Below are 24,426 nucleotides of genomic sequence, written 5' to 3' on the forward strand. Positions count from 1 at the left end.
TACGGCAGTCTGCCGCCCGTCCCCGCTTCCGGAGGCCCGCTGATGATCCGACCTCCCGCCCGCCCGGCCCCCACCGGTACGGTGTACTTCTCGCTGCTCGGCCCGCTCACCGCCGTACGGGACGGCCGCCCGCTCCCGCTCGGCCCGCGCAAACAGCGCCTCGTCCTGGCCACCCTGCTTGCCCGCCCCAACACCCCTGTTCCCGTCGACGTGTTGACGGACGCGGTGTGGCCCGACGACCCTCCCCGCACCGCGCGCAAGAACCTCCAGGTGTACGTGAGCGCCGCCCGCGCCCTGCTCGGCTCGACCGGCGACGACGGCCGCGACCGGGTGGTCCACGGCTGCGGCGGCTACCGGCTCACCATCGACGAGGGCGAGCTGGACACCCTGCGCTTCCGCTCGCTGGCCCGCGCCGGGCGGGCCGCCGGTGAGCGCGGCGACCTGCGGACGGCGGCCCGGCTACTGCGGGAGGCGCTGGACCTGTGGGAGGGGCCGCCGCTGAACGACCTGCGGGACTCCACCGGGGTCGCGGAGGAGGCCGAGCGGCTGGAGGCCCGCTGTCTGACCGTGTACGAGGACTGGGCCGAGACCGAGATCGAGCTCGGCCGGGCCGCCGTCACGGTGGACGGCCTGCGGGATCTGGTGGAGCGCCACCCGCTGCGGGAGCGGTTGCGGGTGGCCTGGATGAACTCGCTGCACCAGTCGGGGCGGCAGGCCGAGGCGCTGGCGGTCTACGACGACTACCGGCAGCTGCTGGCCCGGGAGTTGGGCCTGGAGCCGAGTCCGGCGATGGCGTCCCTGTACCGCGCCATGCTGGGCCGGGGCCGTACCGCCCGGCCCGCGGCGGCCGGCCGGGAGGCCGCGCACGGTACGGCGCTGCCCGCCGCGCCGAGGGACTTCACCGGCCGCCGCGAGGAGCTGCGGGAGCTGCTGGCGCTGCTGGGCTCGCCGGACGAACGGGTGGTCGTCGTGTCCGGGCCTGCGGGCTCCGGCAAGTCGGCGCTGGCCCTGCGGGCGGCCCACCTGCTCGGCGACGGCTTCCCCGACGGGCGCTTCCACGTACAGGTCCGGCGAGAGGACGGCTCGGCCCGCACCCCGGCCGAAGTCCTGGGCGAACTGGGGTGGTTGTGCGGGGAGCGGGCGCCGGGGGGGTCGGGGGTCCCGGCTGAGTCGGCCGTAACGGCTGCGTCGGCCGTACCGACTGATTCTGCGGTGCCGGCTGATGCGACGGTGCCTGCCGTTTCGCAGGGGGCGGGCGACGCCTGGCAACGGTGGCTGTCGCTGCACCGGGCGCTGATCGTCCTCGACGACGTACCGGACGAGGCCTTCGTACGGGGGCTGCTGCCCCGGTCCGGCCCGTCCTCGGTGGTGCTCACCGCGCGCGGGCAGCTGGCGGGGCTGGCCCCCGTGCACCGGATCGCGCTGGGCGCCCTGGCGGACGGCGAGGCGCTGGAGCTGCTGGCCAAGCTGATCGGGCCCGGGCGGCTGCGGACCGATCCGGCGGCGGCCCTGCGGATCGTCCGGGCCTGCGGCGCCCTGCCGTTGGCGGTGGGGGTGGGCGGGATGCGGCTGGCGGTCCTGCGCCATCTGCCGCTGGCGGAGTACGCGGACCGGCTCGGCGATCCGTCGGCCGCCCTGGACGAGCTGGTCGCCGGGGACATCTCCGTACGGCTGCGCATGGCGTCCGGGTGGCAGGACCTGTCGGCGGACGACCGGCGGGCGCTGGGGCGGCTGGCCGGGCCCGCGCAGGAGGGCGGTTTCACCCTGGACGGGGCGATGGAGGCGCTGGGGTGCGGGGAGCGGGCCGCGATCCGTACCGTCGAGTCGCTGATCGACGCGGGGGCGGTGACCTCTCCGGCCGGAGAGGTCACCGCCCACGCCGCGCTGTACGAAGTGCCGCGGCTGCTCTGTCTGTACGCGCGCGAGCGGGAAACGGGGTGAGGGGCCGGGGCCCTCACCCCTGGCCCCTCACCCCAGGGTGAGCAGCTCCAGGAGGCCGGGCGTTCCCGTTCCGGCCCCGTCCCCGCCCCCGGCCAGGAAGTGCAGCGCCAGCAGCAGGCCCGCCGCGCCCGTCGCCAGGTCGGCGGAGCAGCGCCGCAGCCTCGATCCCGGGACCAGCAGCCGGTCCTCCTGGGCGATCAGATGCCAGGACAGGTTGCGGGCGGAGGCCAGGACGTCGGGCTCCGTACGGCCCTTCGGCGACAGCTGGCCCGCCGTGGCCATGAGCCCCGCCCGGCCGGTGAACAGGCCCGGCTCCCGGACGAATTCGAGGACGCAGCCCTGCCGCACCCCGGGCAGCAGCGCGGAGAGGGCCGGTGCGGCGCGGCGGGCCAGATACGCCTGGGCCACCAGCGCGACGCCGCCGCTCCCCTGGTCCAGGTAGAGGAAGTGGCGCCGCCCGTCCTTCACCTGGACGGTGCCGCCCGGCATCGTCACACAGTGCCCGGCCTCCCGCTCCAGGGCCCGGCCGGCCGCCCGCAGGAACCGGTCCTCGCCGGTCAGGGCGTGCAGTTCGAGGTGGAGCAGGGCCGCGCCGCTCAGCCCGCGCAGCAGCCCCGCCGACGCGGGGGCGGCCAGGCCCGGTACGGAATCCCCTCGCACCAGGCGGTCCAGGTCGTCGGCGGTCCGTACGGCCAGGTCGACAAGACCCTGGTCGACCTTGGCGTCGGGGTCCGGCGCCCCGCCCCCCTCACCGGCCGGCCGGGCCAGGCGCAGGGCGGCGAGCGCGATGCCCGCGCGGCCGGATCTCAGGTCGGCCGAGGCGGACGGGGGTGCGGCGGCGGCCCGTTCGAAGAGTTCCCGGCCCTCATCCCGCCGGCCCAGCAGGGACAGCACGACCGCCGTGCCCGGCAGCCCGTCGTAGAGGCCGCCGGGGGCGGCGGGGTCGCGGCGCCGGGCGGCGTCGGCGAGCCAGTCGGTCCAGCCGGTCTCCACGGGGGCCCCGACGCGGTGCAGGGCGTACAGCACCCCGGCCGCACCGTGGGCGACGTCGGTCCCGCCGGTCGCGAAGGCGGCCGGGTCGCCGGGGAAGAGGCGGTCGGTGCGCTCGGGGGTCGCCCCGGCGTGGATGCCCGCGAGCAGCCGGGCCCGCAGCTCCGCCCAGTCGGGGGCGGGACCGTCCAGCAGCGCTGCGATCTCGCGCTCGCCGCCGAAGCGGCTTTCCGCCGCCCGCAGCGCGGCGGGCCGCGGGGGGCCCGCGTCGGACGACAGGCCGTACCTCTGCCGGGCCCACCGTTCCAGGGTGAGGGCCTTGGCCCGGTCGTGCCCGGCCATCTCCATCAGCGGCATCAGCATGGAGAGCCAGGTCGCCCAGAGCGCGTAGGCGTCGGCCTCGGCGCCGGGGGTCCCCGTGGGCGCCTGGAGGCCCGGCGCGCCCGCCACCGGGGTGTCCTGGTCGTCGAGGGCGGTGGCGTACTCGAAGTCGATGAGGACCACCCGGCCGTCGGGGCGGATGATGACGTTGGACGGGTGGAGGTCGCCGAAGCGCAGCCCGCGCGCGTGGATCGCCGCCAGCGCCTGCCTGAGCCGCTCGGTCACGGAGTCCACCCAGGCGGTGTACGTGGCGAGTTCGGCGGCCGTGCCCGATCCGTGGAGGAGGGCGAAGCGGCCGACGATCTCCTCCAGGAGGGTGGCGCCCTCGATGTGCTCCTCGACCAGGAAGTGGTGCTCCCACACGCGTCGTACGCCGTACACCTCGGGCACGCAGTCGAGGCCGGCCAGTGCGGTCAGCGCCCGGTGCTCGCGGTGCAGCCGGGTCACCGCGTCGTCGCCCACCGCGTCGAGACCGCAGTGCGGCCGGGCCTCGCGGAGCACCACGCGCTCGCCGGTCTCGCGGTGCCGGGCCAGGTAGATCCCGCCCGCGTTGGAGAACTGGAGGGACTCCGTGATGGTGTACGGGAAGGTGGCGTCCCCGGAGGCGGCGCGGGCGGCAAGGTGCGGGCGCAGCGCCTCGGGGACGGTGACCCACCGCGGCACCCGGAAGACGACGCCCCGCTCGTCGGGCACCAGCTCGCCCGAGGGGTGGCGCAGCGCGTGGACCCGCTCGCCGTCGGCGTCCAGGCACCAGCGGGCGGTGAACGCCCCGTACCGGACGTACACCGGGGCGTCACCGATCCGCAGATCGCTGAGGATGTACGGGCCGCGGCGCCCGGCGAGGGCGTGGGTCAGCTCGTCCAGCACCCGCAGGAAGACGGTCTCGTCCGGCGGGTAGAGCGTGAGGAACTTCCCCGCGCCGGAGCGGGCCATGTACTTGTCGGACATCAGCAGGAGCGCCTGCTCGCTGCGGAGGAACTTGAACGGCACCCCGTGGGCGAGGCAGATCCGGGCGGTGTCGCGCAGGGTCGCCTCGGCCTCCTCCGGGACGGTGGAGACATGGATCTTCCAGCCCTGCTCGGCGAGTTCACGGCCTTCCGGCAGCAGCGAGGTCCACAGTCCGCCCCGGACGCGGCGCCAGCCCTCGGGGGGCGGGGCGGAGTCCAGCGGATAGCGGGTCTTCTCGTCCGGGAGCCGGGCCGGGGTCTCGTAGTACGTGGGGTCGGCGAGGCAGTAGAGCTGGGTCTGCTGGATACCGGACACGGACACGGTGTGCCTCCTCAGAGTGCGCCGGGACCGGCGGCGGCGTCGTGGACGGGGCGGGCGGGGGGCTCTTTACGGGCGAAAGCCTCTTCGGGGGCGGGCCCGGGCGGGGCGGGGGGCTTTTCGAGCGTCTCCGGCCGCTCCGGTGGCGGGGCGGCCCCGGCCCGTACGGCGGAGGACAGCGTCACCACGGCCGCCGATACGGCCAGCACACAGCCGATGACACCGAAGGCGGAGCGGGTGCCCAGGGTGGCCAACAGGAGACCGCCCGCGAGCGGCCCGAACGGCTGGACGATCGAGGACAGGAACCCGGCGGCGCTCTGCACCCTCCCGATCCGGTCCTCCGGGGTGACGATCAGCAGGGTCGAGAGGAAGCCGATGCTGGCGATCGTGGACAGGCACATGCAGAGCGCGCAGAGGACTCCTGCCAGCACCGCGCTGCTGAACCAGGCCAGGGCGGCGGCCGTCAGGACGCAGCTCCAGCAGGTGGCGATGATGAGGGCGCGGGCATGGCGGTCCGGTGCGATCTTGGGGGCGAGCAGCGCGCCGGCGAGTGAGCCGGCCGAGACGCAGGTGATGACGAAGCCGCTGCCGAGGCCGGAGGTCCCGTTGTCGGAGAAGACGGCGAGCGCGGTGAAGGTGAGGGCGCCGAACGCGAAGTTCATGCCCAGACCGAAGACGAGCAACACCGTACGGACGTACGGGAGTTGCCAGAGGAAGGCGAGCCCGGCGGTGAGTTCCCGGCGGCTGAACACCGAGCCTGCCCGGGTCCTGGCCTCGGAGCGGGTGCGGACGAGGGCGATGCAGACGGTCGACAGCAGCAGTCCGAGGAACTGGGCCGCGAAGGGCAGCGCTTCGTGGATGCCGAAGAGCGCGCCGCCGACGAGCGGGCCGACCATCCTGACCGTGGCGGTGCGCGCCTGGAGCCGTGCGGTGGCCGTGCCCATCTGGTCCGGGGGCACGACCGCGCGCATCAGCCCGAAGGCGGCGGGGGCGTAGACGCTGCTCAGTACGGCTCCCGAGGTCGCGACCAGCAGGACGAGCACCATGGGGGCGTGCCCGTACCAGACCGCGATGGTCAGGGCGGTGACGGCGGCGAGGCTGCCCGCGTCGCACAGCCGCATCAGGCGGCGGCGCTCGACGCGGTCGGCCATGACCCCACCCGGCAGCATCGTCACCAGGAGGGCGCAGACGGAGACCGTCCCCACGGCGCCGGCCTGTACGGCGGAGCCGGTCGTCCTGAGGATCAGCAGGGGCAGGGCGAGGGCGCTCATCTGGCCGCCCAGCACGGCGAAGAGACCGCTCAACCAGAGCAGCCGGAAATCCCGGTTGGAGCGGAGCGGCGTTGCCATCGGAGGCTCCCGTCGTTCGTCTTGTCCTTCATCCCTCATGGGTCTTCCTGTCATCCCTCATGGGTCTTCCTGTGCGCCGAACGCAGGGCGGGGCGGCCTCCGCAGTGCGCGGAGGCCGCCCCGACTCCGGTCGATCAGCCCAGGACGAGGCTCACGGTGCTGACGCAGTTGCCGGGCACGATCTCGCGGTCGATGACGCCCGGGGTCTCCTGGAGGTCCAGCACGGAGTGCGCCTCGACCTCGGGGGTCTCGGTCTCGTTGTTGTCGCCGGCCGCGGGCTTGGTGTTCTCGGACATGGTGGTCTCCGTCCACTCGTGGTGTGCCGGCCCGGTTCTCGTGGCGTCCGCCGCGGCCCGTTGCCTGCCGTTGCCGAGAAAGTTAGGAGCGCCGGCCTGGGAGACGCTTCGGCTCCGGTATGGGGCCGGTATGGGGCCAGTACGGCGGGGTTCGGCGGCTGCTCCACCGAGGCCCCGGGCGGCTTCCTCACCTCGCTGACCTCGCTGACCTGGGCGTATACCGGTCCTGAAGCGATGGCAGACCGCCGGTGAACCGGTACGTCGGAGCCTGGGCGGGTGCGCACCGGCCCCTGAAGTCCGGGCGCGCCCCCAGCCCCCGAAGGAGGCGGCCCGTATGGAACTCGCCGAACTCGTCGGACTCCGGCCCTTCCCGGCCGCCGGTCTGCTGCTCGGCCTCACCCGCCGCTGCCCCCTGCGGTGCGGGCACTGCTCGACCGGGTCGGACCTGACCGTGCGGGAGGAGCCGGACGCCAATCAACTGCTGCGCTTCGTAGGCTCGTTCACCGCCGAGAACCGTCCGGACGTCGTCCTGCTGACGGGCGGGGAGCCGCTGCTCCTGCCCACGCTCGCCGGCGAGCTGAGCTTCCTGGCCCGGCGCGCCGGATCGCGTACGGCGGTGCTGAGCGGCATGTTCTTCGCCCGCTCGAAAGAGATCCCGCCCGCGATCCTGCGCGCGATCGCCCAGGTCGACCACTTCTCCGCGAGCCTGGACGTCCACCACGAGCGGGAGGTGGCGCGCGCGGAGGTGTTCCGGGCCCTGCACCGCATCCGCGATTCGGGGGTCTCCGTCAGCTTCCACCTCACCGGGACCGGCGCCGCCGACCCGTACCTGGCCGACATCACCCGGGCCATCGACAAGGAGTTCGGCGGCCGGGTGCCGTCCCTGGTCAACGAGGTGCGGCCGTTCGGCCGGGCCGCCTCCTGGGCCCGGCCCGCGCGCACCGGCCCCGATCCGTCGGCGGCGGCGCCGTGCTCGATGGCCGCCTGGCCGGTGGTCGCGTTCGACGGCACGGTGCTGGTCTGCTGCAACCAGGACACGGTGGACCGGCGGCCCGCCCCGGCCCATCTGAACCTCGGGCACATCGGCTCCGACGACTGGGAGACCGTACGCCGACGGGCCCTGGAATCCCCGGTGTTGCGGATGATCCGTACGGTCGGGCCCACCCATCTCGCCGCCCGCTCCGGCGCCGCGCCCCACCCGGGCTCGTACTGCGAAGGGTGCCGGGCCCTGGGCGGCGACGAGGCGGTGGCGGCCGGAGCGCAGGCGGTGGCGGCGGGTCCGGCGGGTGCGCTGCTGGACCTGGCCGCCGCGCAGCGCGGTGCGAGCGGCGGGCCGGAAGGCGTCGTCCGACGGCACGGCTGCTCGGCGTACGCGCCGCTGGTGGGCGCCGGGAGCGCGCGGTGAGCATCACGTGGACGAGTACCGCAGCGCCGGGCGTCACCGCCCGCGGAAAGGCCTCGACGCGCCTGCGCACCAAACTGCTGCTGCTGGAGCCGGAGTTCCGGGGGGCCACCACCCATATGTGGCGCCCCGAGGCGCTGTTGCCGCGCTACCGGACGTATCTGTGCACCATGCACGCCGTGATCCGGGCCTCCGTCCCGCTGATGGAACTCGCCCTGCGGCGTACGGCAAAGAGGCCCGGCGACCCGTTGTCGGAGCCGCTGGCCGCCTATCTGGCCGAGCACATCCAGGAGGAGGCCGGGCACGACGCCTGGCTGCTGGAGGATCTGCTCGCGGCGGGCGCCACCCCCGAGGACGCGCTCGGCCCGCAGCCGCCGCCGGACGTAGCCGCCCTCGTCGGCCCCCAGTACTACTGGATCGAGCACCACCACCCGATGGCCCTGCTCGGCTACATCGCGGTGCTGGAGGGATACGCGCCCGCCCCCGGGCTGGCCGACCGCATCAGCAGACTGACCGGGCTTCCCCCCGCCGCCCTGCGGACCGTACGGGAGCACGCGGCGCTCGACACGGACCACCTGGACGAACTGCACGCGCTGCTGGACCGGCTGCCGCTGACCCGGGACCAGGAAGCGGCCGTCGCGGTCAGCGCGCTGCACTCCCTCGACGCGCTCACCCGGCTGTTCATCCGGCTCGGGCGCTCCGCACCGGCGCCGTCGCTGCGGGGAGCCGGACCCACCCCACCGACGGGAGTCACCCGATGACCGGACCACCTGCACGCTCAGACCAGCCCGAAAGGCCGCCGGTCGAGGCGGTGTTGAACGAAGCGGGCTTCCCTGTGGACCTGCTCACCGAGGAGCAGCGCGTGGTGCTGAGCGAGCTGACACCGCAGGAGCTCACCCTGCTGCTCGACGTCAAGAACCGGCTGGACGCGGTGGGCCCCGAGGTCCAGGCCCACGGCGAGATCGCGGGCGGCGCGCTGTTCTAGGGGCACCCCCGGGCATCCCCGGGAGCGCCCGCGCCAGGACGGGGGTCCGGCGCGTGCGCTCCCGGGACCGATCAGCCACCGCCCCTCCGTTCGAGGAGAGCCCTTCTTCCGGGGCGAGTTGGACCAGGAGAGTTGAGGACCCGCCATGACCTGCCCCTCGTGCCGACAGGAGCTTCCCTCCACGGCCCGGTTCTGCTCGTCCTGCGGGACGCCGTGCGCCGGTCCGGCGGCGGCAGCCCCCGCCCTCACCCCTGCCGCGCCGCCCGCCGAGGACGAACGCAAGCCGGTCACCGTACTGTTCTGCGATCTCGTGGGCTCGACCGCCCTGTCGGGGGTGCTGGACCCGGAGACGCTGCGAACGGTGACCCTGCGGTACTTCGAGGCGATGAGCGCGCAGATCGTGGCGCGCGGCGGCACCCCGGAGAAGTTCATCGGGGACGCGGTCATGGCGGTGTTCGGCGTGCCGGTGGTCCGGGAGGACGACGCCCGGCGGGCCCTGGCGGCGGCGCTCGGGATGCGCCGGGCGCTGGACGCCCTCAACGAGGAGCTGTACGCCTCGCTCGGCATCCGGCTGACGACCAGGATCGGGGTCAACACCGGTCAGGTGGTGGCTGGTTCGGATACCACGGCCCGCCAGGCCCTGGTCTCCGGCGAGGTCGTCAACATCGCCGCGCGCCTTGAGCAGAACGCGGGCCCGGGCGAGATCCTCATCGGCCCGCAGACCCTCCTCGCCGCCGGCCCCACGGTGACGGCCGAGCCCACCGGCCCCCTCCAGCTCAAGGGCAAGCGCGACAGCGTGGAGGCGTACCGGCTGCTGGCGCTGGGGGCGGACGACCCGGAGCTGCTGCGCCGCTTCGACGCGCCGTTCGTCGGCCGCACCACCGAACTGGACGCTCTGGGGCGGTCCTTGGACGAGGCCGTACGGAAGGGCCGCCCCGGCCTGCTGCGGGTGACCGGCGAGGCGGGCATCGGCAAGACCCGGCTGGTACGGGAGTGGCTGACGCGCCGGAGCGCCGCGGGCGCCTTCACGTACGGGGCGGGCCGCTGCCGCACCTACGGGGACCACGGCACGCTGGCGCCCCTCGCCGACGCCGTACGCTCCCTGCTCCCGCACGCTCATGCCCATGGGGACGCCTCCGCCCCCGGGGACGAGGCGACCGACGACGCGATGGCCCTGCTCTCCGGGGGCCTCCTGCGCGACGGCACGCCGAACGCCCCCTTCGAGGACATGTGCGCCGCGCTGACCGTGGTCCTGAAGCGGACCGCCCGGGACCGGCCGGTGGTCCTGGTCTTCGACGACTGGCATGCGGCGGCGCCCCTGCTGGTCCGGACGGTGGACCGGCTGACCGGCGACGCCGGGCCCGCGCGGGTCCTGGTGATCTGCGCGGGCCGCCCGGAGGAGGCACAGGCCACGCGGGCGGCCGGCGAAAAGCAGGGACACCTCCAGCTCACCGGCCTCCCCCGGGAGGAGGCGGCCCGGCTGGCCGCCGGCCTGGCCCGGCTGGACGGCCGCCCCGCCCCGGCCGACGACCGGCTCCTGGCCCGCGCCGAGGGCAACCCGCTCTATCTGGAGCAGCTCCTCGTCGACGACGGGACCGCCGCGGCGTCGGGGCCGGAAGGAGAGCTGCCGCCCACCCTCCAGGCCTTGCTGGGCGCCCGGATCGGGGCGCTGGCCCGGACCGAGCGCGGAGTGGTGGACCTGGCGGCCGTGATCGGCCGGGAGTTCGCGGCGGCGGAGCTGGTGCGGCTGGAGCTGTCCGTACGGACGGCCGAGCAGCCCGGAACCGTCACCACCGGGTACGGGAACGGGGCCAGCTCTACCTCCGTCACCGGGCAGGGGCCCGAGGACCGGCGCCGTGTCGACGAGGCGCTCGCCGCGCTGGCCCTGCGGCGCCTGGTGGAGCCCGCGCCGCCCGGGGCCGGGGAGCCGTCGGCGTACCGGTTCAGCAGCGGGCTGGTCCACGAGGTCGCCTACGCCTCGCTCTCCAAGCGGGCCAAGGCGGAGCGCCACGCGTGGGCGGCCGAGCTGCCGAGCGTGCTGCGGACCGGCGACGGCGCGGTCGGAGGCCATCTGGAGCGCGCCTACCGCTACCGCACCGAGCTGGGGCTGCTGGACGACCGGGCCCGGCTGCTGCGGGACCGGGCCGCCGCCGCGCTGGGCCGGGCCGGGGCGCAGGCCGCCGCCCGCTCCGACCTGCACTGGGCGCACGGGCTGCTGGAGCGGGCGGTGGAGCTGCGGCCGGACGCGGCGGGGGCGCTGCTAGGGCTCGGGGAAGTGCGGGTGGCACTCGGCCGGGTCGCGGAGGGAGCCGAACTACTGCGTACGGTACGGGACTTGACCACAGCGCCCGTGGAGTCGGCACACGCCCGCCTCGCGCTGGCGGTGCTGGACCCGGCGGCGCGCCCCGGCCCCGCCGCAACCGCCCGCGCGGTGCTGCCGGTCTTCGAGGCGGCGGGGGACGCGGTCGGCCGGGCCCGCGCCCACCTCCGCCTCGCCCAGCAGCTCCAGCAGTCGGGCCGCCACGAGGAGGCGGAGCGCGACCACGCGCGGGCCCTGGAGCACGCGGTGGAGGCCGGGGCCGAGCCGGAGCGGGCCGGGGCCCTGGGGGCGATCGGCATCTCGCTCTGGCGCGGGCCCGTCCCGGTGCCGGACGCGGTGGAGCGGTGCCGCGCCCTGCTGGCGGCCCACGGGTCCGGCCGGCCGACGGTCCGGGTCACGCTCAACTGCCCGCTGGCCGTGCTGTACGGGCTCCAGGACCGGGCCGACGACGCGTACGCGTGCCTGGCGGAGGCGGAACGGCTGGCGGGGAAGCTCGGGTTCGCGGAGGCGAAGGTGTTCCTGCCGGTGTTCCGGGCGACCGTGGAGGCGCTGCTCGGCCGGGGCGCGGAGGCCCTGGCCCTGCTGGCCCGGGCGGACGCGGCGGCCCGGCGGATGGGGGCGGCGGGGATGCGGACGGCCGTGGCGCTGGACGCGGCCCGGCTGGAGCTGGACGCGGGCGACGAGGACCGGGCGGCGAGGTGGCTGGCGGGCGTCGGCGACGCGTCGGAGCTGAGCCGGGCGGACGCCGTCGACCTGGAGGGGCTACGGGCCCGGCTGGCGGCCCGGGCCCGCCCGGACGAGGCGTTCCACCACGCCGACAGGGCCGTACGCGCATCCCTCCTCACCGACTCACCGCTGGTGCAGGCCGCCGCCGAACTGGACCGGGCCCGCACCCTCGCCGCGCTGGACCGCACGGCTGCCGCCGAGGCGGCGGCCCGGAGCGCCGGGGCGCACTTCGCGGGCAAAGGGCACCTGCCGGGGACCCGCCGGGTGGCGGCCTTCCTCGCGGCACACCCGGGACCCGCGGCCATGGCCACGACGAGCACGACGAGGGAAGGGAGCTGACCGATGGGCGCCACAGGAGCGACCACAGCTGCTACGGGGCCGGGGCAGGGCCTGACCTGGAGCCTGCGCGGGCGCGGCCCCGAGGACGTGCCCGTCCTGGGCGACCCGGGACCACCGGGCGGACACCCCACCGGGCCCGCCACCGGACGCGGCGTACGCGTCTGCGTGGTGGACTCCGGCGTGGAACGCGACCATCCGCTGGTCGGCGAGCCGGCCGCCTCCTGGGTGGTGGTCAAGGACGCGGAGAGCGGGGAGATCACGGTCGAGCCGACGACCACCGGCGACACCTGCGGGCACGGCACCGCGTGCGCGGGCATCATCCGCCGGACCGCGCCGGAGTGCGAGATCCACAGCGTCCGGGTGCTGGGCGAGCGGTTCTCCGGCACCGGGGACATCCTGATGGCCGGGCTGCGCTGGGCGGTGGAGCAGCGCTTCGACGTGGTGAACCTGAGCCTGTCGACCACCCGGGCCCGGTTCGCGCAGGAACTCCACTCCCTCGCGGACAGCGCCTACTTCGCCCGTACGGTGATCGTCGCCTCGGCCCACAACACCCCGGTGGAGAGCTTCCCCTGGCGGTTCGCGTCGGTGATCTCCGTCGGCAGCCACCAGGAGGACGACCCGGCCCTCCACCTCTACAACCCGGAGCCGCCCGTGGAGTTCTTCGGGCCGGGTCAGAACGTCACCGTGCCGTGGCTGGGCGGCCGGACGATCCGCACCACCGGGAACAGCTTCGCCACGCCGTACGTCGCCGGGCTCTGCGCGCGCCTGCTGTCGGCGCATCCCCGGATGACGGCCTTCCAGCTCAAGAACGCCCTCTATCTGTCGGCGGCCAATGTGCGCCACGAGCCGAACGCTCAGCGCCCCCCGCGTCCTTCAACAGCGGCAGGAGATACCCGCGATGACTCCGAAGACTGAATCCGCCCCGGCGTCCCCCCTCGCCCCCGCCACCTCCGACACCCCCCGCAACGAACTGCTCCAGTCGGTCGTCGAGGTGGCCCGGGCCATCTTCGGCGCGGCCGCGAGCTCGGTCCTCCTGCTCGACGAGGAGACGGACGAACTGGTCTTCCGGGCGGTCTCCGGGGAGGGCCAGGAGTTCCTGGTGGGGCGCCGGTTCCCGGCCGGGCGGGGGATCGCCGGCTGGGTGGCGACCTCGGGCGAGCCGATGGTGGTGGACGACCTGTCGACCGACCCGTCCTTCGACCGCTCGCTGGCCGAGTCCACCGAGTACGTCCCCGACTCCCTGATGGCGGCCCCGCTGATCAGCGACTCCCGCGTCCTGGGGGTGCTCGAAGTGCTGGACGCGTCGCCGCAGGCCCGCTCCAACGTGCGGGAGCTGGACCTGCTGGCGATGTTCGCCCGGCAGGCGGCGGCCGCCCTGCGGGTGATCACCCCGGAGCCGGTGGCCCCGGCCTCCGCCGGGCGGGCGCTGGAGGGCGCGGAGCGCGAGGACGCGCTGCGGCTGCTCGGTAGCCTGGAGCAGGTGCTGCGGGGCACCGGCTGAGACGCTTGCCGTACGCGTACGGGCCCGGGGTCCGTACGCGTACGGGCCCGGGCTGCGGGCAGGAGCCGGGGGCAGGCGCCGGACACGTTCCCGCGCGGTCACGATGGGAAGGACACGCACGTGAAGCTCGCTTTCTCCACTCTCGGGGTGCCGGGAATGCCGGTGGCCGAGGTCGCCCGGCTCGCCGCCGAGCACGGTTACGAGGGCGTGGAACTGCGCGCCCACGCCGAGGAGCCGGTACACCCGGGCCTCTCCTCCCTCGAACGGGCCGATGTGGTCGAGGCGTTCAAGGCGGCCGGGGTGGAGATCCTGACCGTGGCCGGGTACGTCCAGGTGGCGGCCGAGGGCGACGACGAGGCCGTCTCCGCCGACCTGGCCGACCTGGTGAAGCTCGCCCGGGACCTGGGCGCCCGCTACGTCCGGGTCTTCCCCGGCGGCGGCGACCAGGACCCGGCGGACGCCGACGCGACGGCCGCCCGCCGCCTGGGCTCGGCCGCCCCGGCCGCCGCCGACATGGGCGTCTCCATCCTGCTGGAGACCCACGACTCCCACCGCGCCGGCGCCGACGTGGCCCGGGTCGTGGGCACCGTCGGCCACCCCAGGATCGGGGCCATCTGGGACGTCCTGCACACCTGGCTGGCCGACGAGGACCCCGCCGCCAGCCACGCGGTGCTGGCCCCGCACCTCGGCTACGTACAGGTGAAGGACGTCGCATCGACGGACGACCTCACTCCGCTCCCCCTCGGCGCGGGGACGCTGCCGCTGGCCGCCTGCCTGGAGCCGCTGGACCCGGACGGGTGGGTCTGCTGGGAGTACGAGAAGCGCTGGCACCCGGACGCGGCGGACCTCCCGGGCCTGCTCAGCGCGGGGCGGGAGCATCTGCTGCGGCTGCGGGCGCCGAAGCAGTAGGGCCGGCGGCCGGGGGCTGCGAAGCGGTAGGTCGTACGGAGGCGGGCGCCGAGGGAGTCCTGACTCCCCGGCCCCGCACCCCTCCCAGCGAGGTCAGTGCCACCCCGCCGACCAGCAGTAGCGCCGCGCACCACCGCAGCGGGCTCACCGCCTCGCCCAGGAGGAGCGCGGCCGAGGACATCCCGAAGACCGGGACGAGCAGGGTGAACGGGGCCACGGACGAGGCCGGGTGGTGGCGGAGCAGGAAGCCCCAGGCGCCGAAGCCGAACACCGTACTGACCCAGGCGATGAACAGGATGATCGCCACCCCGCTCCAGTCCAGCGCGGCCAGAGCGGCCATGTCGCGGTCCCAGCCCTCGAAGAGGAGGGAGAGGCCGAGCAGCGGCAGGACAGGGACGGTCGAGACCCAGACCATGAAGGCGAGCGCGTCCGGCGGGGCGGCCCTGCGGGTCAGCACGTTGGAGACGCCCCAGCAGGCCGCCGCCGCGACGACCAGCACGAACGCCAGGACCGGTCCGCCCGCCCCTTCGTCCACGGCGGCCACCCCGATGCCCGCCAGCGCGATCGCCATACCCGCCACCCGGGCCCGGCCGGGGCGTTCGGAGAGGGCGAGAGCGGCGAAGAGGGCGGTGAAGACGGCCTGCGCCTGAAGGACCAGGGAGGAGAGTCCGGCGGGCATGCCCTGGTCCATCCCGATGAACAGCAGCCCGAACTTGCCCACCCCGAGCGCGAGCCCCACCCCGATGATCCACTTCCAGGCGACGGCGGGCCGCCCGACCAGGAACACGGCGGGCAGAGCGGCGACGAGGAAGCGCAGGGCGGAGAAGAGCAGCGGCGGGAAGTGGCCGAGCCCGACCTCGATCACGACGAAGTTCACGCCCCAGACAGCCGCGATCAGCACGGCCAGGGCGATGTGGAGGGGACGCATGGACCGAGCTTCGGCCAGGGTGACCGTGTAGCACCAGCGCGGATTTCTTCATGGTGGAATTGAGTGTTGCTAACGAATCAGCCCTCTCCCCCTCCCCCATCCCCCTCTCTCCCCGCGAGGTCACGGTGCTCGACCTGCCCCGGCTGCGCGCCCTGCACGCGGTCTCCGTCCACGGCTCGGTCGCGGGTGCCGCCGTCGCCCTGGGCTATACCCCCTCCGCCGTCTCGCAGCAGATCACCAAGCTGGAGCGCGAGACCCGGACGACCCTGCTGGAGCGGCGCGGCCGCGGGGTCTCACTGACCGAGGAGGCACTCCATCTGGTCGACGCGGCCCAGCAGTTGCTGGCCATCGTCGAGCGGGCCGAGACGGTGCTGGAGGAGCGCCGGGGGCTGCCGACGGGCCGTCTGACCATCGGCGCGTTCGCCTCGGCGGGGCGCGGGCTGCTGCCCGGCGTGCTGGCCGAGCTGAGCCGGGACCACCCGGCGCTGGATGTGCGGCTGGACGAGGTGGACCCGCATCTCTCGGTCGACCTGGTGGCCAAGGGCGTCATCGACCTGGCGGTGGCCCACGACTGGGACATCGCCCCGCTGCCCGCCCCGGAGGGCCTGGCGCAGGCGGTGATCGGCCTGGACCGGTGCGATCTGCTGGTCCCGGCGGGCCATCCGCTGGCCGGGCGGGAGGCGGTGCGGCGTGAGGAGCTGGCGCGGGAGCGGTGGATCTGCCAGCCGCCGGGGTCCGTGTGCCACGACTGGCTGACCCGGACGCTGCGGACGGCGGGGTACGAGCCCGACATCCGGCACCGGGCCGAGGAACACCACACCCAACTCGCCCTGGTCGCCGCCGGACTGGGGGTCGCGATGATCCCCCGGCTCGGGCGCGGGACGCTGCCGGCCGGGGTGGTGGCGGTGCGGCTCGATCCCGTACCGGAGCGGCGGCTGTACGCGCTGTGGCGTACGGAGGCGGCCCGGCGGCCGGCGATCACGGCGGCGGTCGCCGCGCTCCAGACCCATGGGGCGGCGGCGGGTCTGGAGTGAGCTCCGGAGGCGGCCCGGGGTGGACCACCCCATCGCGCGCGTGTCGCTGCCGTTCCGCTCCCGCCCCCTTGACCGAAAGTTACTTTCCCTATATCCGTATCATCTTGGAAGTTTCTTTCAGTCAGGGAAGGAGCTCACGTGCCCCACCGCACCTCACGACGCACCCTCCTCACCGCCACCGCCGCCGCCACGGCCGCCGCCGCCACCGGCGCCCTCCCCCTCGCCGGCACCGCATCCGCGCACCCCGCCGATGCCTCCACGAACGCCTCCACCGACCGTCGGCTGCGGCGGATCATCGCCGGGATGAGCCTGGAGGAGAAGGTCGGCCAGCTCTTCGTGATGCGGGTGTACGGGCACTCCGCCACCGATCCCGACCAGGCCGACATCGACGCGAACCTCAAGGAGATCGGGGTCCGTACCGCCGCCGAGCTGGTCTCGACGTACCACGTCGGCGGGATCATCTACTTCTCCTGGGCGCACAACACCCGCGACCCGCACCAGATCGCCGCCCTCTCCAACGGCATCCAGCAGGCCGCCCTCGACGAGCGCTCCCGGGTGCCGCTGCTCATCTCCACCGACCAGGAACACGGCATCGTCTGCCGGGTCGGTGAGCCCGCGACCCTGCTGCCGGGCGCGATGGCGCTCGGCGCGGGCGGTTCGCGGTCCGACACGCGGCGGGCGGCCTGGATCGCGGGCGCCGAGCTGGCCGCGCTCGGCATCAACCAGAACTACGCGCCCGACGCCGACGTGAACGTCAACCCGGCCAACCCGGTCATCGGCGTCCGTTCCTTCGGCTCCGACCCGCAGGCGGTGGCCGAGCTGGTCGCGGCGCAGGTGAAGGGGTACCAGGGCGCCGGGGTCGCGGCCACCGCCAAGCACTTCCCCGGGCACGGCGACACCAGCACCGACAGCCACACCGGGCTGCCCGTCATCGAGCACACCCGGCAGGAGTGGGAGGAGCTGGACGCGCCGCCGTTCCGGGCCGCGATCCGGGCCCGTATCGACTCCATCATGACCGCGCACATCGTCGTCCCGGCCCTCGACCCGTCCGAGGACCCGGCCACGCTCTCCCGCCCCATCCTCACCGGCATCCTCCGCGAGGAGCTGGGCTACGACGGGGTGGTGGTCACGGACTCGCTCGGCATGGAGGGCGTGCGGACCAAGTACGGCGACGACCGTGTGCCGGTCCTCGCGGTGCTGGCGGGCGTGGACCAGCTGCTGAACCCGCCGAATCTGTCGGTCGCGTGGAACGCCGTGCTGGAAGCGGTCCGAGGGGGCGAGATCAGTGAGGCGCGGGTCGAGGAGTCCGTCCTGCGGATCCTGCGGCTGAAGAGCAAGCTCGGTCTGTTCCGCGACCCGTTCGTCAGCGGCCGGGGGGTGGACCGCACCGTCGGCATCCGCAAGCACCTCCTCGACGCCGACCGGATCGCCGAGCGCACGACGACCCTGCTCGCCGACCCCGGCGCCCTGCTCCCGCTCTCCCGCCGTACCCACCGCCGGCTGCTCGTGGTGGGCGCCGACCCGGTGTCCCCGTCCGGCACCACCGGTCCGCCGACCACCACCCTGGCGGGCGCCTTCACCGAACTGGGCTTCGCCGCAACGGCGTTGTCCACCGGTACGGCCCCGAACCAGGCGAAGATCGCCGAGGCCGTCGCCGCCGCGCAGGGCAGGGACGCGGTGGTCGTGTCCACGTACAACATCACGGCGGGCAGCACCCAGCGCGCCCTCGTCGACGCCCTCGTGGCGACCGGTGTCCCGGTGGTCGCCGTCGCGATCCGCAACCCGTACGACGCCGCCCACCTCACAGGCCGCGGGGTCGCCGCGGTCCTGGCGTCCTACTCCTGGACGGACGTCGAACTCCGCGCCGCCGCCCGGGTGATCGCGGGCCGCGCCCGCCCGGAGGGCCGCCTCCCGGTCCCGGTCCAGCGGGCGGACGACCCGGCGCGGGTGCTGTACCCGGTGGGCCACGGGTTGTCGTACTAGCCGCACCACCACGACTGTGCCCGCCGGCCCCCGTCGTACGCAGGGGGGCCGGCGGGCACGAGCGGTTACGGGTGTTGCTTACGGGCGCAGCATGACCTCTTCGCGCTCGATCTCGCCGTTCAGCTGGTCCAGCCTCGTGTCGAACTTCGCCAGCGGCTTCGCCTTCGCCGGGTCCGCCTGGACGGTCGCCGGGGCGACCCCCGCCCAGCGCTGGATCGCGGCGGTGGCCTTCGCCCTCTGGTCCTCCGTCAGGCCGGAGACCCGGGCGCCGTGGTTGCCGCCCGGCACGGTGTAGACGTAACTGTCCTTGGCGCCGCGCCCGAGGTGGAAGGGCTCCGCGCCCCACGGGTCGTTCTCGCCGTACACGTACAGCATCTGGCGGGCGTTGTTCCGGACCCAGCTGTCCACGTCCCGCATCGCGCCCCGGTCGAACTTCATGGGGATGGAACGCGGCACGAAGTTGCGCGGCGCCTGGTAGCCGTAGCGGCTCAGGTTGCCGAGCCAGGGCTGCTTGATGTCCGGCGATCCGAGCTGGGTGCCGGCCTGGTAGTAGTACGGGGTGTACGTCTCCAAGTCCTGGTCGGAGTAGAAGGAGAAGCCGGAGATCGAGTCGACGGCGTCCCAGATCGTCTCGTCGGTGGCGTTCTTGGCGTCGGCCGGGACCTCGGCGCAGTCGGCGAGCAGGCTGTACTGCCAGAACGCCCAGACGTAGTCCATGACTGCGGCCTCGTAGGCCCGGTCGAGGGAGCCGAGGGTGGTGAAGGTGAGGCCGTTGGCGGCGGCGTACTCCTTGAACTTCTTCTGGAGCGGGGCCCGGCGGATCAGCGCCTCACGCTGCACCCCCTGCAGCTTGTCGCGGCACTCCTTGGTCCCGACGTTCCGGAAGAACCGGTCGTACGCGGAGTCCTCGTGGTCCACGACGTCGTTGGGCGCGACGTACGCGACGACACCGTCCATGTCCTTCGGGTAGAACCGCTCGAAGTACGTGGCGGTCATACCGCCCTTGGAGCCGCCGGTGGCCAGCCACTTCTTCGGGTAGATCTTCTTCAGCGCCGTGAACACCCGGTGCTGGTCGCTGGCCGCCTGCCAGATGTCGAGCTTGGACCAGTCGGCGGGCGCCGGGCGGGACGGGGTGAAGAAGCGATACTCCAGGGAGACCTGGTTGCCGTCGATGATCTGCGTCGGCTCGCTGCGGCTCGGATTGGTCGAGACGTTGTAGCCGCTGGTGGCGAAGACCGTCGGACGGGCGGTGTCCTTGTGCAGCACGGTGATCCGCTGCTGGAACGTTCCCTTGGACGGGTGCCGGTGGTCGACCGGCTGGGTGTAGTTGAGGACGAAGTAGCGGTAACCCGCGTACGGCTTCTCCTCGATCAGGCTCATGCCCGGGATCGCCAGGATGCGGTCCTTGATGTCCTCGTTGCTCGCCTCGCCACCGTGTACGGCGGCGAGGCCGTTCCGCTTCGCGTCCGGTTCCGCGGCGGTGGCCGCACCGGCCGAGGCTCCCGCCGCTCCCACCGTGCCGATGAGCACCGCGAGCGACAGAACCCCTGTGAGCGCCTTGCGCATGCACCCTCCCCTTGATTCACAACAGTCGCCGTGAACCTAGCGAGGTCAACGCACCCGGCGCCAGACCCGGTTGGGTGTGTCTTGCTTCCCCACACGTTTCCCTTACCCGGAGTCCTGAGGGGTGCTACAGGGCCCCACGGACTCCTACCAGGCGCTCAGCACAGGATCCAGCCGGTGGCAGCCGACCGCCCGGCGACCGCTCCGGTGGCCCGGACGCAGCGGTTGAGGGCGTTCACCGTCACCGGACCGGCCATCTGCGTGAACGAGCCGCTGTCCTTGACCACGCGTCCGCCGCGCGGCTGGAGCGTGACGCTCATCGTCCGCCGCTTGCCCGGCTTCTTGGCGACGGTGACGGCACACGCGTGGGCCCGGCTCTTGTAGACGCGCAGCTCCCCCGTCGCGAACGTGATGGTCTTCGCGGGGCGGCCGGAGCAGCCGGGTGCGGCCTGGGCCGCCGTCGTCGGGGCGCCGATGAGGAGGACGAGGCCGGCCAGCAGCGGCACGACGAGGAGGCGCGCCGCCACCCCTTCGCGTACGACCTCGCGCCGGGGCCGTCTCCGCGGTCCCCTGGTTTCCGCCGCCCTGTCGAACACTTTCGCCCCCACCTGACATCCGTACGCACCTGAGCGTCCCTGGCTACGACGCAGCAGACCGCCGGGAGGTTGCACGGGCGGGCCCGGAGGCCGGTTCAGACGAGGGCGGCTCGTCCTCCCCTATGTCCTCGCCCCTACGTCCTCGCCCATGCCCTCCCCTATGAACGTGCGCCACAGCCTCGCGTACCGCCCGTCCCGGGCCAGCAGTTCGTCGTGCGTGCCGTCCTCGGCGACGCGGCCCTGGTCCATCACCACGACCCGGTCGGCGCGGGCGGCGGTGGTCAGGCGGTGCGCGACCACCAAGGTGGTGCGGCGGCCCGTGAGCCGGTCGGTGGCCTGGTTGACCAGGGCCTCGCTGGCGAGGTCCAGGGCGGCGGTGGCCTCGTCCAGGAGCAGGATGTCCGGGTCGACGAGCTCGGCGCGGGCGAGTGCGATGAGCTGGCGCTGCCCGGCGGAGAGGTTACGGCCGCGCTCGGCGACCTCGTGGAGGTAGCCGTCCTCCAGGGTGGCGATCATGTCGTGCGCGCCGACCGCGCGGGCGGCGGCCTCCACCCGGGCGTCGGTGGCGTCGGGCAGCCCGTAGGCGATGGCGTCGCGGACCGTGCCGGGGAAGAGGTACGCCTCCTGGGGGACGACGCCGAGGCGGTGGCGGTAGGCGGTCATGTCGAGGCGGCGCAGGTCCGTGCCGTCGGCGGTGACGCGCCCGCTGGTCGGGTCGTAGAACCGGGCGACGAGCTTGACCAGGGTCGACTTGCCCGCGCCGGTCTCGCCGACGAAGGCGACCGTCTGTCCGGCCGGGATGTGCAGGTCGACGCCGGTGAGGGCCTCCTCCTCATCTCCGTACGCGAAGGAGACGTCCTCGAACGCGATCTCGCCGCGCAGGGAGAGCACGTCCAGCGGTTCGTCCGGGTCGGCGGTGGAGGTGGGCTCGCGCAGCAGCTCCTGGATGCGGCCGAGGGAGACGGTGGCCTGCTGGTAGCCGTCGAAGACCTGGGAGAGCTGCTGGACGGGGGCGAAGAAAAGCTCGATGTAGAGGAGGTAGGCGACCAGGGCGCCGACGGTCAGTGTGCCGTTGTCGACCCGGCCCGCGCCGACGATGATCACGGCGGCCGCGGCGACCGAGGCGAGAAGCTGGACGAACGGGAAGTAGATCGAGATCAACCACTGGCCGCGGACCCGGGCCTGGCGGTAGCTGTCGCTGCGCTCGGCGTAGCGGGCGGCGCCGTCGTGCTCGCGGCCGAAGGCCTGGACGATACGGAGCCCCGAGACGGACTCCTGGAGGTCGGCGTTGACCCCGCTGATGCGCTCACGGGCCAGTTCGTACGCCTTGACGCTGCTGCGGCGGAAGAAGAACGTGCCGATGATCAGCACGGGCAGCGTCGCGAAGACGACCAGGGCGAGCTGGATGTCCAGGACCAGCAGGGCGACCATGATGCCGAAGAAGGTGACGACCGAGACGAACGCGGTGACCAGGCCGGTCTGGAGGAACGTGGAGAGCGCGTCCACGTCCGTGGTCATCCGGGTCATGATCCGGCCGGTCAGCTCGCGCTCGTAGTAGTCGAGGCCGAGCCGCTGGAGCTGGGCGAAGATCTTGAGCCGGAGCGAGTACAGGACCCGCTCGCCTGTCCGGCCGGTCATCCGGATCTCGCCGGTCTGGGCCACCCACTGGACGACCACGACGGCCAGGCCGATCGCGGAGGCCGCCCACACCGCGCCCATCGCCACCTGACTGACGCCCTCGTCGATGCCGTACCGGATCAGGACCGGCAGCAGCAGGCCCATCCCGGCGTCGACGGCGACGAGCCCGAGGGCCAGGAGCAGCGCTCCCCCGAAGCCGCGCAGCAGCCGGCGCAGCCCGTAGGAGTCCTCGGGCAGCACGGCACGCGCCTCGTCGACCTGCGGGGTGTCCGTGGCGGGCGGCAGGGCCTCGACCTGGGCGAGCAGCTCGGGGCTCGCGGGCATGCCGGCGACCGAGGCGTCCCGGTCCTCCTCCTTGCGGATCCACAGCTCGGGCGTGATGCCGCGCTCGGCGTCGAACTCGGCGTCCAGCTCCTTCTGGAGGGAGCGGTCGCCGTCGGGGTCCGCTTCGGTGTGCACCGGCCGGTGGCCCGGGGACGTACCGCCCAGCTCGTCCGGGTCGGTGAGCAGGCGGCGGTAGAGCGGGGAGGTGCGCTCCAGCTCCGCGTGGGTGCCGATCGCGGCGAGCTTGCCGCCGTCGAGGACGGCGATGCGGTCGGCGAGCTGGAGGGTGGAGCGGCGGTGGGCGATGAGGAGGGTGGTGCGGCCCTCCATGACCTGTTTCAGCGCCTCGTGGATCTCGTGCTCGACGCGGGCGTCGACGGCGGAGGTGGCGTCGTCCAGGAGGAGCAGGCGGGGGTCGGTGAGGATGGCGCGGGCGAGGGCGACGCGCTGGCGCTGGCCGCCGGAGAGGGTGAGGCCGTGCTCGCCGACGGTGGTGTCGTACCCGTCGGGCAGCGCGGAGATGAAGCCGTGGGCCTGGGCGGCGCGGGCGGCCTGCTCGATCTGCTCCTGGGTGGCGTCGGGGAAGCCGTAGGCGATGTTGGAGCGGACGGTGTCGGAGAAGAGGAAGCTGTCCTCGGGGACGAGCCCGATGGCGGCGCGCAGGGACGCCTGGGTGAGCTCGCGGACGTCGTGGCCGCCGATGAGGACGGCGCCGTGGGAGACGTCGTAGAAGCGGGGCAGCAGGAGCGAGACGGTGGACTTGCCGCTGCCGGAGGCGCCGACGATGGCGAGGGTCTCGCCGGGTTCGACGGTGAGCGAGAAGCCGTCGAGGACGGGCCGCTCCTCGTCGTAACCGAACCGTACGTCGTCGAACTCGATCCCGGCCGGGGCGTCGGCGGGCAGCTCCTTGGTGCCGTCCGTCATGGAGGGCTCGGTGTCGATGAGCTCCAGGACGCGTTCGACGCCCGCGCGGGCCTGCTGGCCGACGGTGAGGACCATGGCGAGCATCCGGACCGGGCCGACGAGCTGGGCGAGGTAGGTGGAGAAGGCGACGAACGTGCCGAGCGTGATCTCGCCCCGGGTGGCCAGCCAGCCGCCGAGGGCGAGCATGGCGACCTGGCCGAGCGCGGGCACGGCCTGGAGGGCGGGGGTGTAGCGGGAGTTCAGCCGGATGGTGCGCAGCCGCCCGGCGAAGAGCCGCCGGCTGACCTCGCGGAGCTTGCCGGTCTCCTGGTCCTCCTGGCCGAACCCCTTGACGACCCGGACCCCGGAGACGGCCCCGTCGACGACCCCGGCGACGGCGGCGGCCTGGCCCTGGGCGTACCAGGTGGCGGGGAAGAGGCGCTTACGGGAGCGGCGGGCGATGGCCCAGAGCGCGGGGGCGACGGCGAGGGCGACGAGGGTGAGCGGCAGGGAGAGCCACGCCATGATCACCAGGGACATGAGGAAGAGCAGGATGTTCCCGATGGTCATCGGGAGCATGAACAGCAGCCCCTGGATGAGCTGGAGGTCGCTGGTGGCCCGGCCGACGACCTGCCCGGTGGAGAGCTCGTCCTGCCGCTTGCCGTCCAGCTCGGTGATCGTCGTGTACATGTCTGTACGGAGATCGTGCTGGACGTCCAGGGCGAGCCGGCCGCCGTAGTAGCGGCGGATGTAGGTGGCGATGTAGACGAGGACGGCGGCGCCGATGAGGAGGCCGGTCCAGAGCGCGAGCGAGCGGGTGTGGTCGGTGACGACGTCGTCGATGATCACCTTGGTGATCAGCGGGACGAGCGCCATGACGGCCATCCCGGCGAGCGAGGAGCCGAGCGCGAGCACGACATTGCGCCGGTACCGCCACGCGTACCCGGTCAGCCGTCGGCCCCACCCCTGTTGCTCTGCGCCCGTCACGCGTTGCCTCCTGCTTCCGAGCTGTCGGACCTGATCTTCCGGAAGGCACCAACACGGCAGGGAGC

17 protein-coding genes are annotated in these 24,426 nt (G+C 74.0%); 10 read left to right on the plus strand and 7 right to left on the minus strand.

The window, feature by feature from the left end:
• Positions 1–42 precede the first annotated feature (42 nt).
• Positions 43–1,941, plus strand: coding sequence for an AfsR/SARP family transcriptional regulator (locus IF17_RS0108875; protein WP_030563906.1), 1,899 nt, complete (start codon positions 43–45; stop codon positions 1,939–1,941).
• Between the two features lie 27 nt (positions 1,942–1,968).
• Here the strand turns inward: IF17_RS0108875 and lanKC are convergent, their stop codons facing one another.
• From lanKC to IF17_RS1000000139225, 3 genes are all read right to left on the minus strand, one after another.
• Complete coding sequence (lanKC, locus tag IF17_RS0108880; RefSeq protein ID WP_030563908.1) at positions 1,969–4,575, minus strand: class III lanthionine synthetase LanKC; 2,607 nt, start codon at positions 4,573–4,575, stop codon at positions 1,969–1,971.
• 17 nt (positions 4,576–4,592) lie between these two features.
• Positions 4,593–5,927 carry an MFS transporter gene (locus IF17_RS0108885; RefSeq protein ID WP_030563910.1) on the minus strand — a complete coding sequence of 445 codons (1,335 nt, stop codon included), beginning with the start codon at positions 5,925–5,927 and terminating at the stop codon, positions 4,593–4,595.
• 134 nt (positions 5,928–6,061) lie between these two features.
• A complete protein-coding gene (locus IF17_RS1000000139225; protein ID WP_167344511.1) occupies positions 6,062–6,223 on the minus strand; it encodes a hypothetical protein in 162 nt (53 codons plus the stop codon).
• Between the two features lie 334 nt (positions 6,224–6,557).
• On the opposite strand from IF17_RS1000000139225, the gene IF17_RS0108895 reads away from it, so the two are divergent.
• The 7 genes from IF17_RS0108895 to IF17_RS0108925 all read left to right on the plus strand — a co-directional run bounded on the left by IF17_RS0108895 (position 6,558) and on the right by IF17_RS0108925 (position 14,405).
• Complete coding sequence (locus IF17_RS0108895) at positions 6,558–7,628, plus strand: radical SAM protein (RefSeq protein WP_030563912.1); 1,071 nt, start codon at positions 6,558–6,560, stop codon at positions 7,626–7,628.
• Positions 7,625–8,386: an iron-containing redox enzyme family protein gene (locus IF17_RS0108900; RefSeq protein WP_078615834.1), complete on the plus strand. Its 762-nt coding sequence runs from the start codon at positions 7,625–7,627 to the stop codon at positions 8,384–8,386. The genes IF17_RS0108895 and IF17_RS0108900 overlap by 4 nt, the downstream gene beginning before the upstream one ends.
• Complete coding sequence (locus tag IF17_RS0108905) at positions 8,383–8,610, plus strand: aroma-sacti cluster domain-containing protein (RefSeq protein ID WP_030563916.1); 228 nt, start codon at positions 8,383–8,385, stop codon at positions 8,608–8,610. The genes IF17_RS0108900 and IF17_RS0108905 overlap by 4 nt, the downstream gene beginning before the upstream one ends.
• Before the next feature lie 145 nt (positions 8,611–8,755).
• Entirely contained in the window at positions 8,756–11,995 is a 3,240-nt protein-coding gene (locus tag IF17_RS0108910) for an adenylate/guanylate cyclase domain-containing protein (protein WP_030563918.1), read from the plus strand.
• 3 nt (positions 11,996–11,998) lie between these two features.
• Positions 11,999–12,910 carry a S8 family peptidase gene (locus IF17_RS0108915; protein ID WP_030563920.1) on the plus strand — a complete coding sequence of 304 codons (912 nt, stop codon included), beginning with the start codon at positions 11,999–12,001 and terminating at the stop codon, positions 12,908–12,910.
• Entirely contained in the window at positions 12,894–13,496 is a 603-nt protein-coding gene (locus IF17_RS0108920; protein WP_030563922.1) for a GAF domain-containing protein, read from the plus strand. Before IF17_RS0108915 ends, IF17_RS0108920 begins: the two co-directional genes overlap by 17 nt.
• Positions 13,497–13,616: 120 nt before the next feature.
• Positions 13,617–14,405 (plus strand): sugar phosphate isomerase/epimerase family protein, encoded by a 789-nt coding sequence (locus IF17_RS0108925; protein ID WP_030563924.1) that lies wholly within the window; start codon positions 13,617–13,619, stop codon positions 14,403–14,405.
• Here the strand turns inward: IF17_RS0108925 and IF17_RS0108930 are convergent.
• Positions 14,356–15,333, minus strand: a complete 978-nt coding sequence (locus tag IF17_RS0108930; protein ID WP_030563926.1) for an EamA family transporter — start codon at positions 15,331–15,333, stop codon at positions 14,356–14,358. The genes IF17_RS0108925 and IF17_RS0108930 overlap by 50 nt on opposite strands.
• 125 nt (positions 15,334–15,458) lie before the next feature.
• Between IF17_RS0108930 and IF17_RS0108935 the strand changes: the two genes are divergently transcribed.
• Entirely contained in the window at positions 15,459–16,367 is a 909-nt protein-coding gene (locus IF17_RS0108935) for a LysR family transcriptional regulator (RefSeq protein WP_030563928.1), read from the plus strand.
• A gap of 138 nt (positions 16,368–16,505) precedes the next feature.
• A complete protein-coding gene (locus IF17_RS0108940) occupies positions 16,506–18,350 on the plus strand; it encodes a glycoside hydrolase family 3 protein (RefSeq protein ID WP_030563930.1) in 1,845 nt (614 codons plus the stop codon).
• 78 nt (positions 18,351–18,428) lie between these two features.
• On the opposite strand, the gene IF17_RS0108945 is transcribed toward IF17_RS0108940, so the two are convergent.
• The 3 genes from IF17_RS0108945 to IF17_RS0108955 all read right to left on the minus strand — a co-directional run bounded on the left by IF17_RS0108945 (position 18,429) and on the right by IF17_RS0108955 (position 24,361).
• The gene (locus tag IF17_RS0108945; RefSeq protein ID WP_030563931.1) at positions 18,429–19,916 is read right to left on the minus strand and encodes a S28 family serine protease; all 1,488 of its coding nucleotides are present in this window, start codon (positions 19,914–19,916) and stop codon (positions 18,429–18,431) included.
• 155 nt (positions 19,917–20,071) lie between these two features.
• Positions 20,072–20,440: a hypothetical protein gene (locus IF17_RS0108950; RefSeq protein WP_030563933.1), complete on the minus strand. Its 369-nt coding sequence runs from the start codon at positions 20,438–20,440 to the stop codon at positions 20,072–20,074.
• A gap of 189 nt (positions 20,441–20,629) precedes the next feature.
• The gene (locus IF17_RS0108955; protein WP_030563935.1) at positions 20,630–24,361 is read right to left on the minus strand and encodes an ABC transporter ATP-binding protein; all 3,732 of its coding nucleotides are present in this window, start codon (positions 24,359–24,361) and stop codon (positions 20,630–20,632) included.
• Positions 24,362–24,426 lie beyond the last annotated feature (65 nt).

This window comes from Streptomyces cyaneofuscatus, assembly GCF_000718135.1.
Taxonomy (GTDB): domain Bacteria; phylum Actinomycetota; class Actinomycetes; order Streptomycetales; family Streptomycetaceae; genus Streptomyces; species Streptomyces cyaneofuscatus.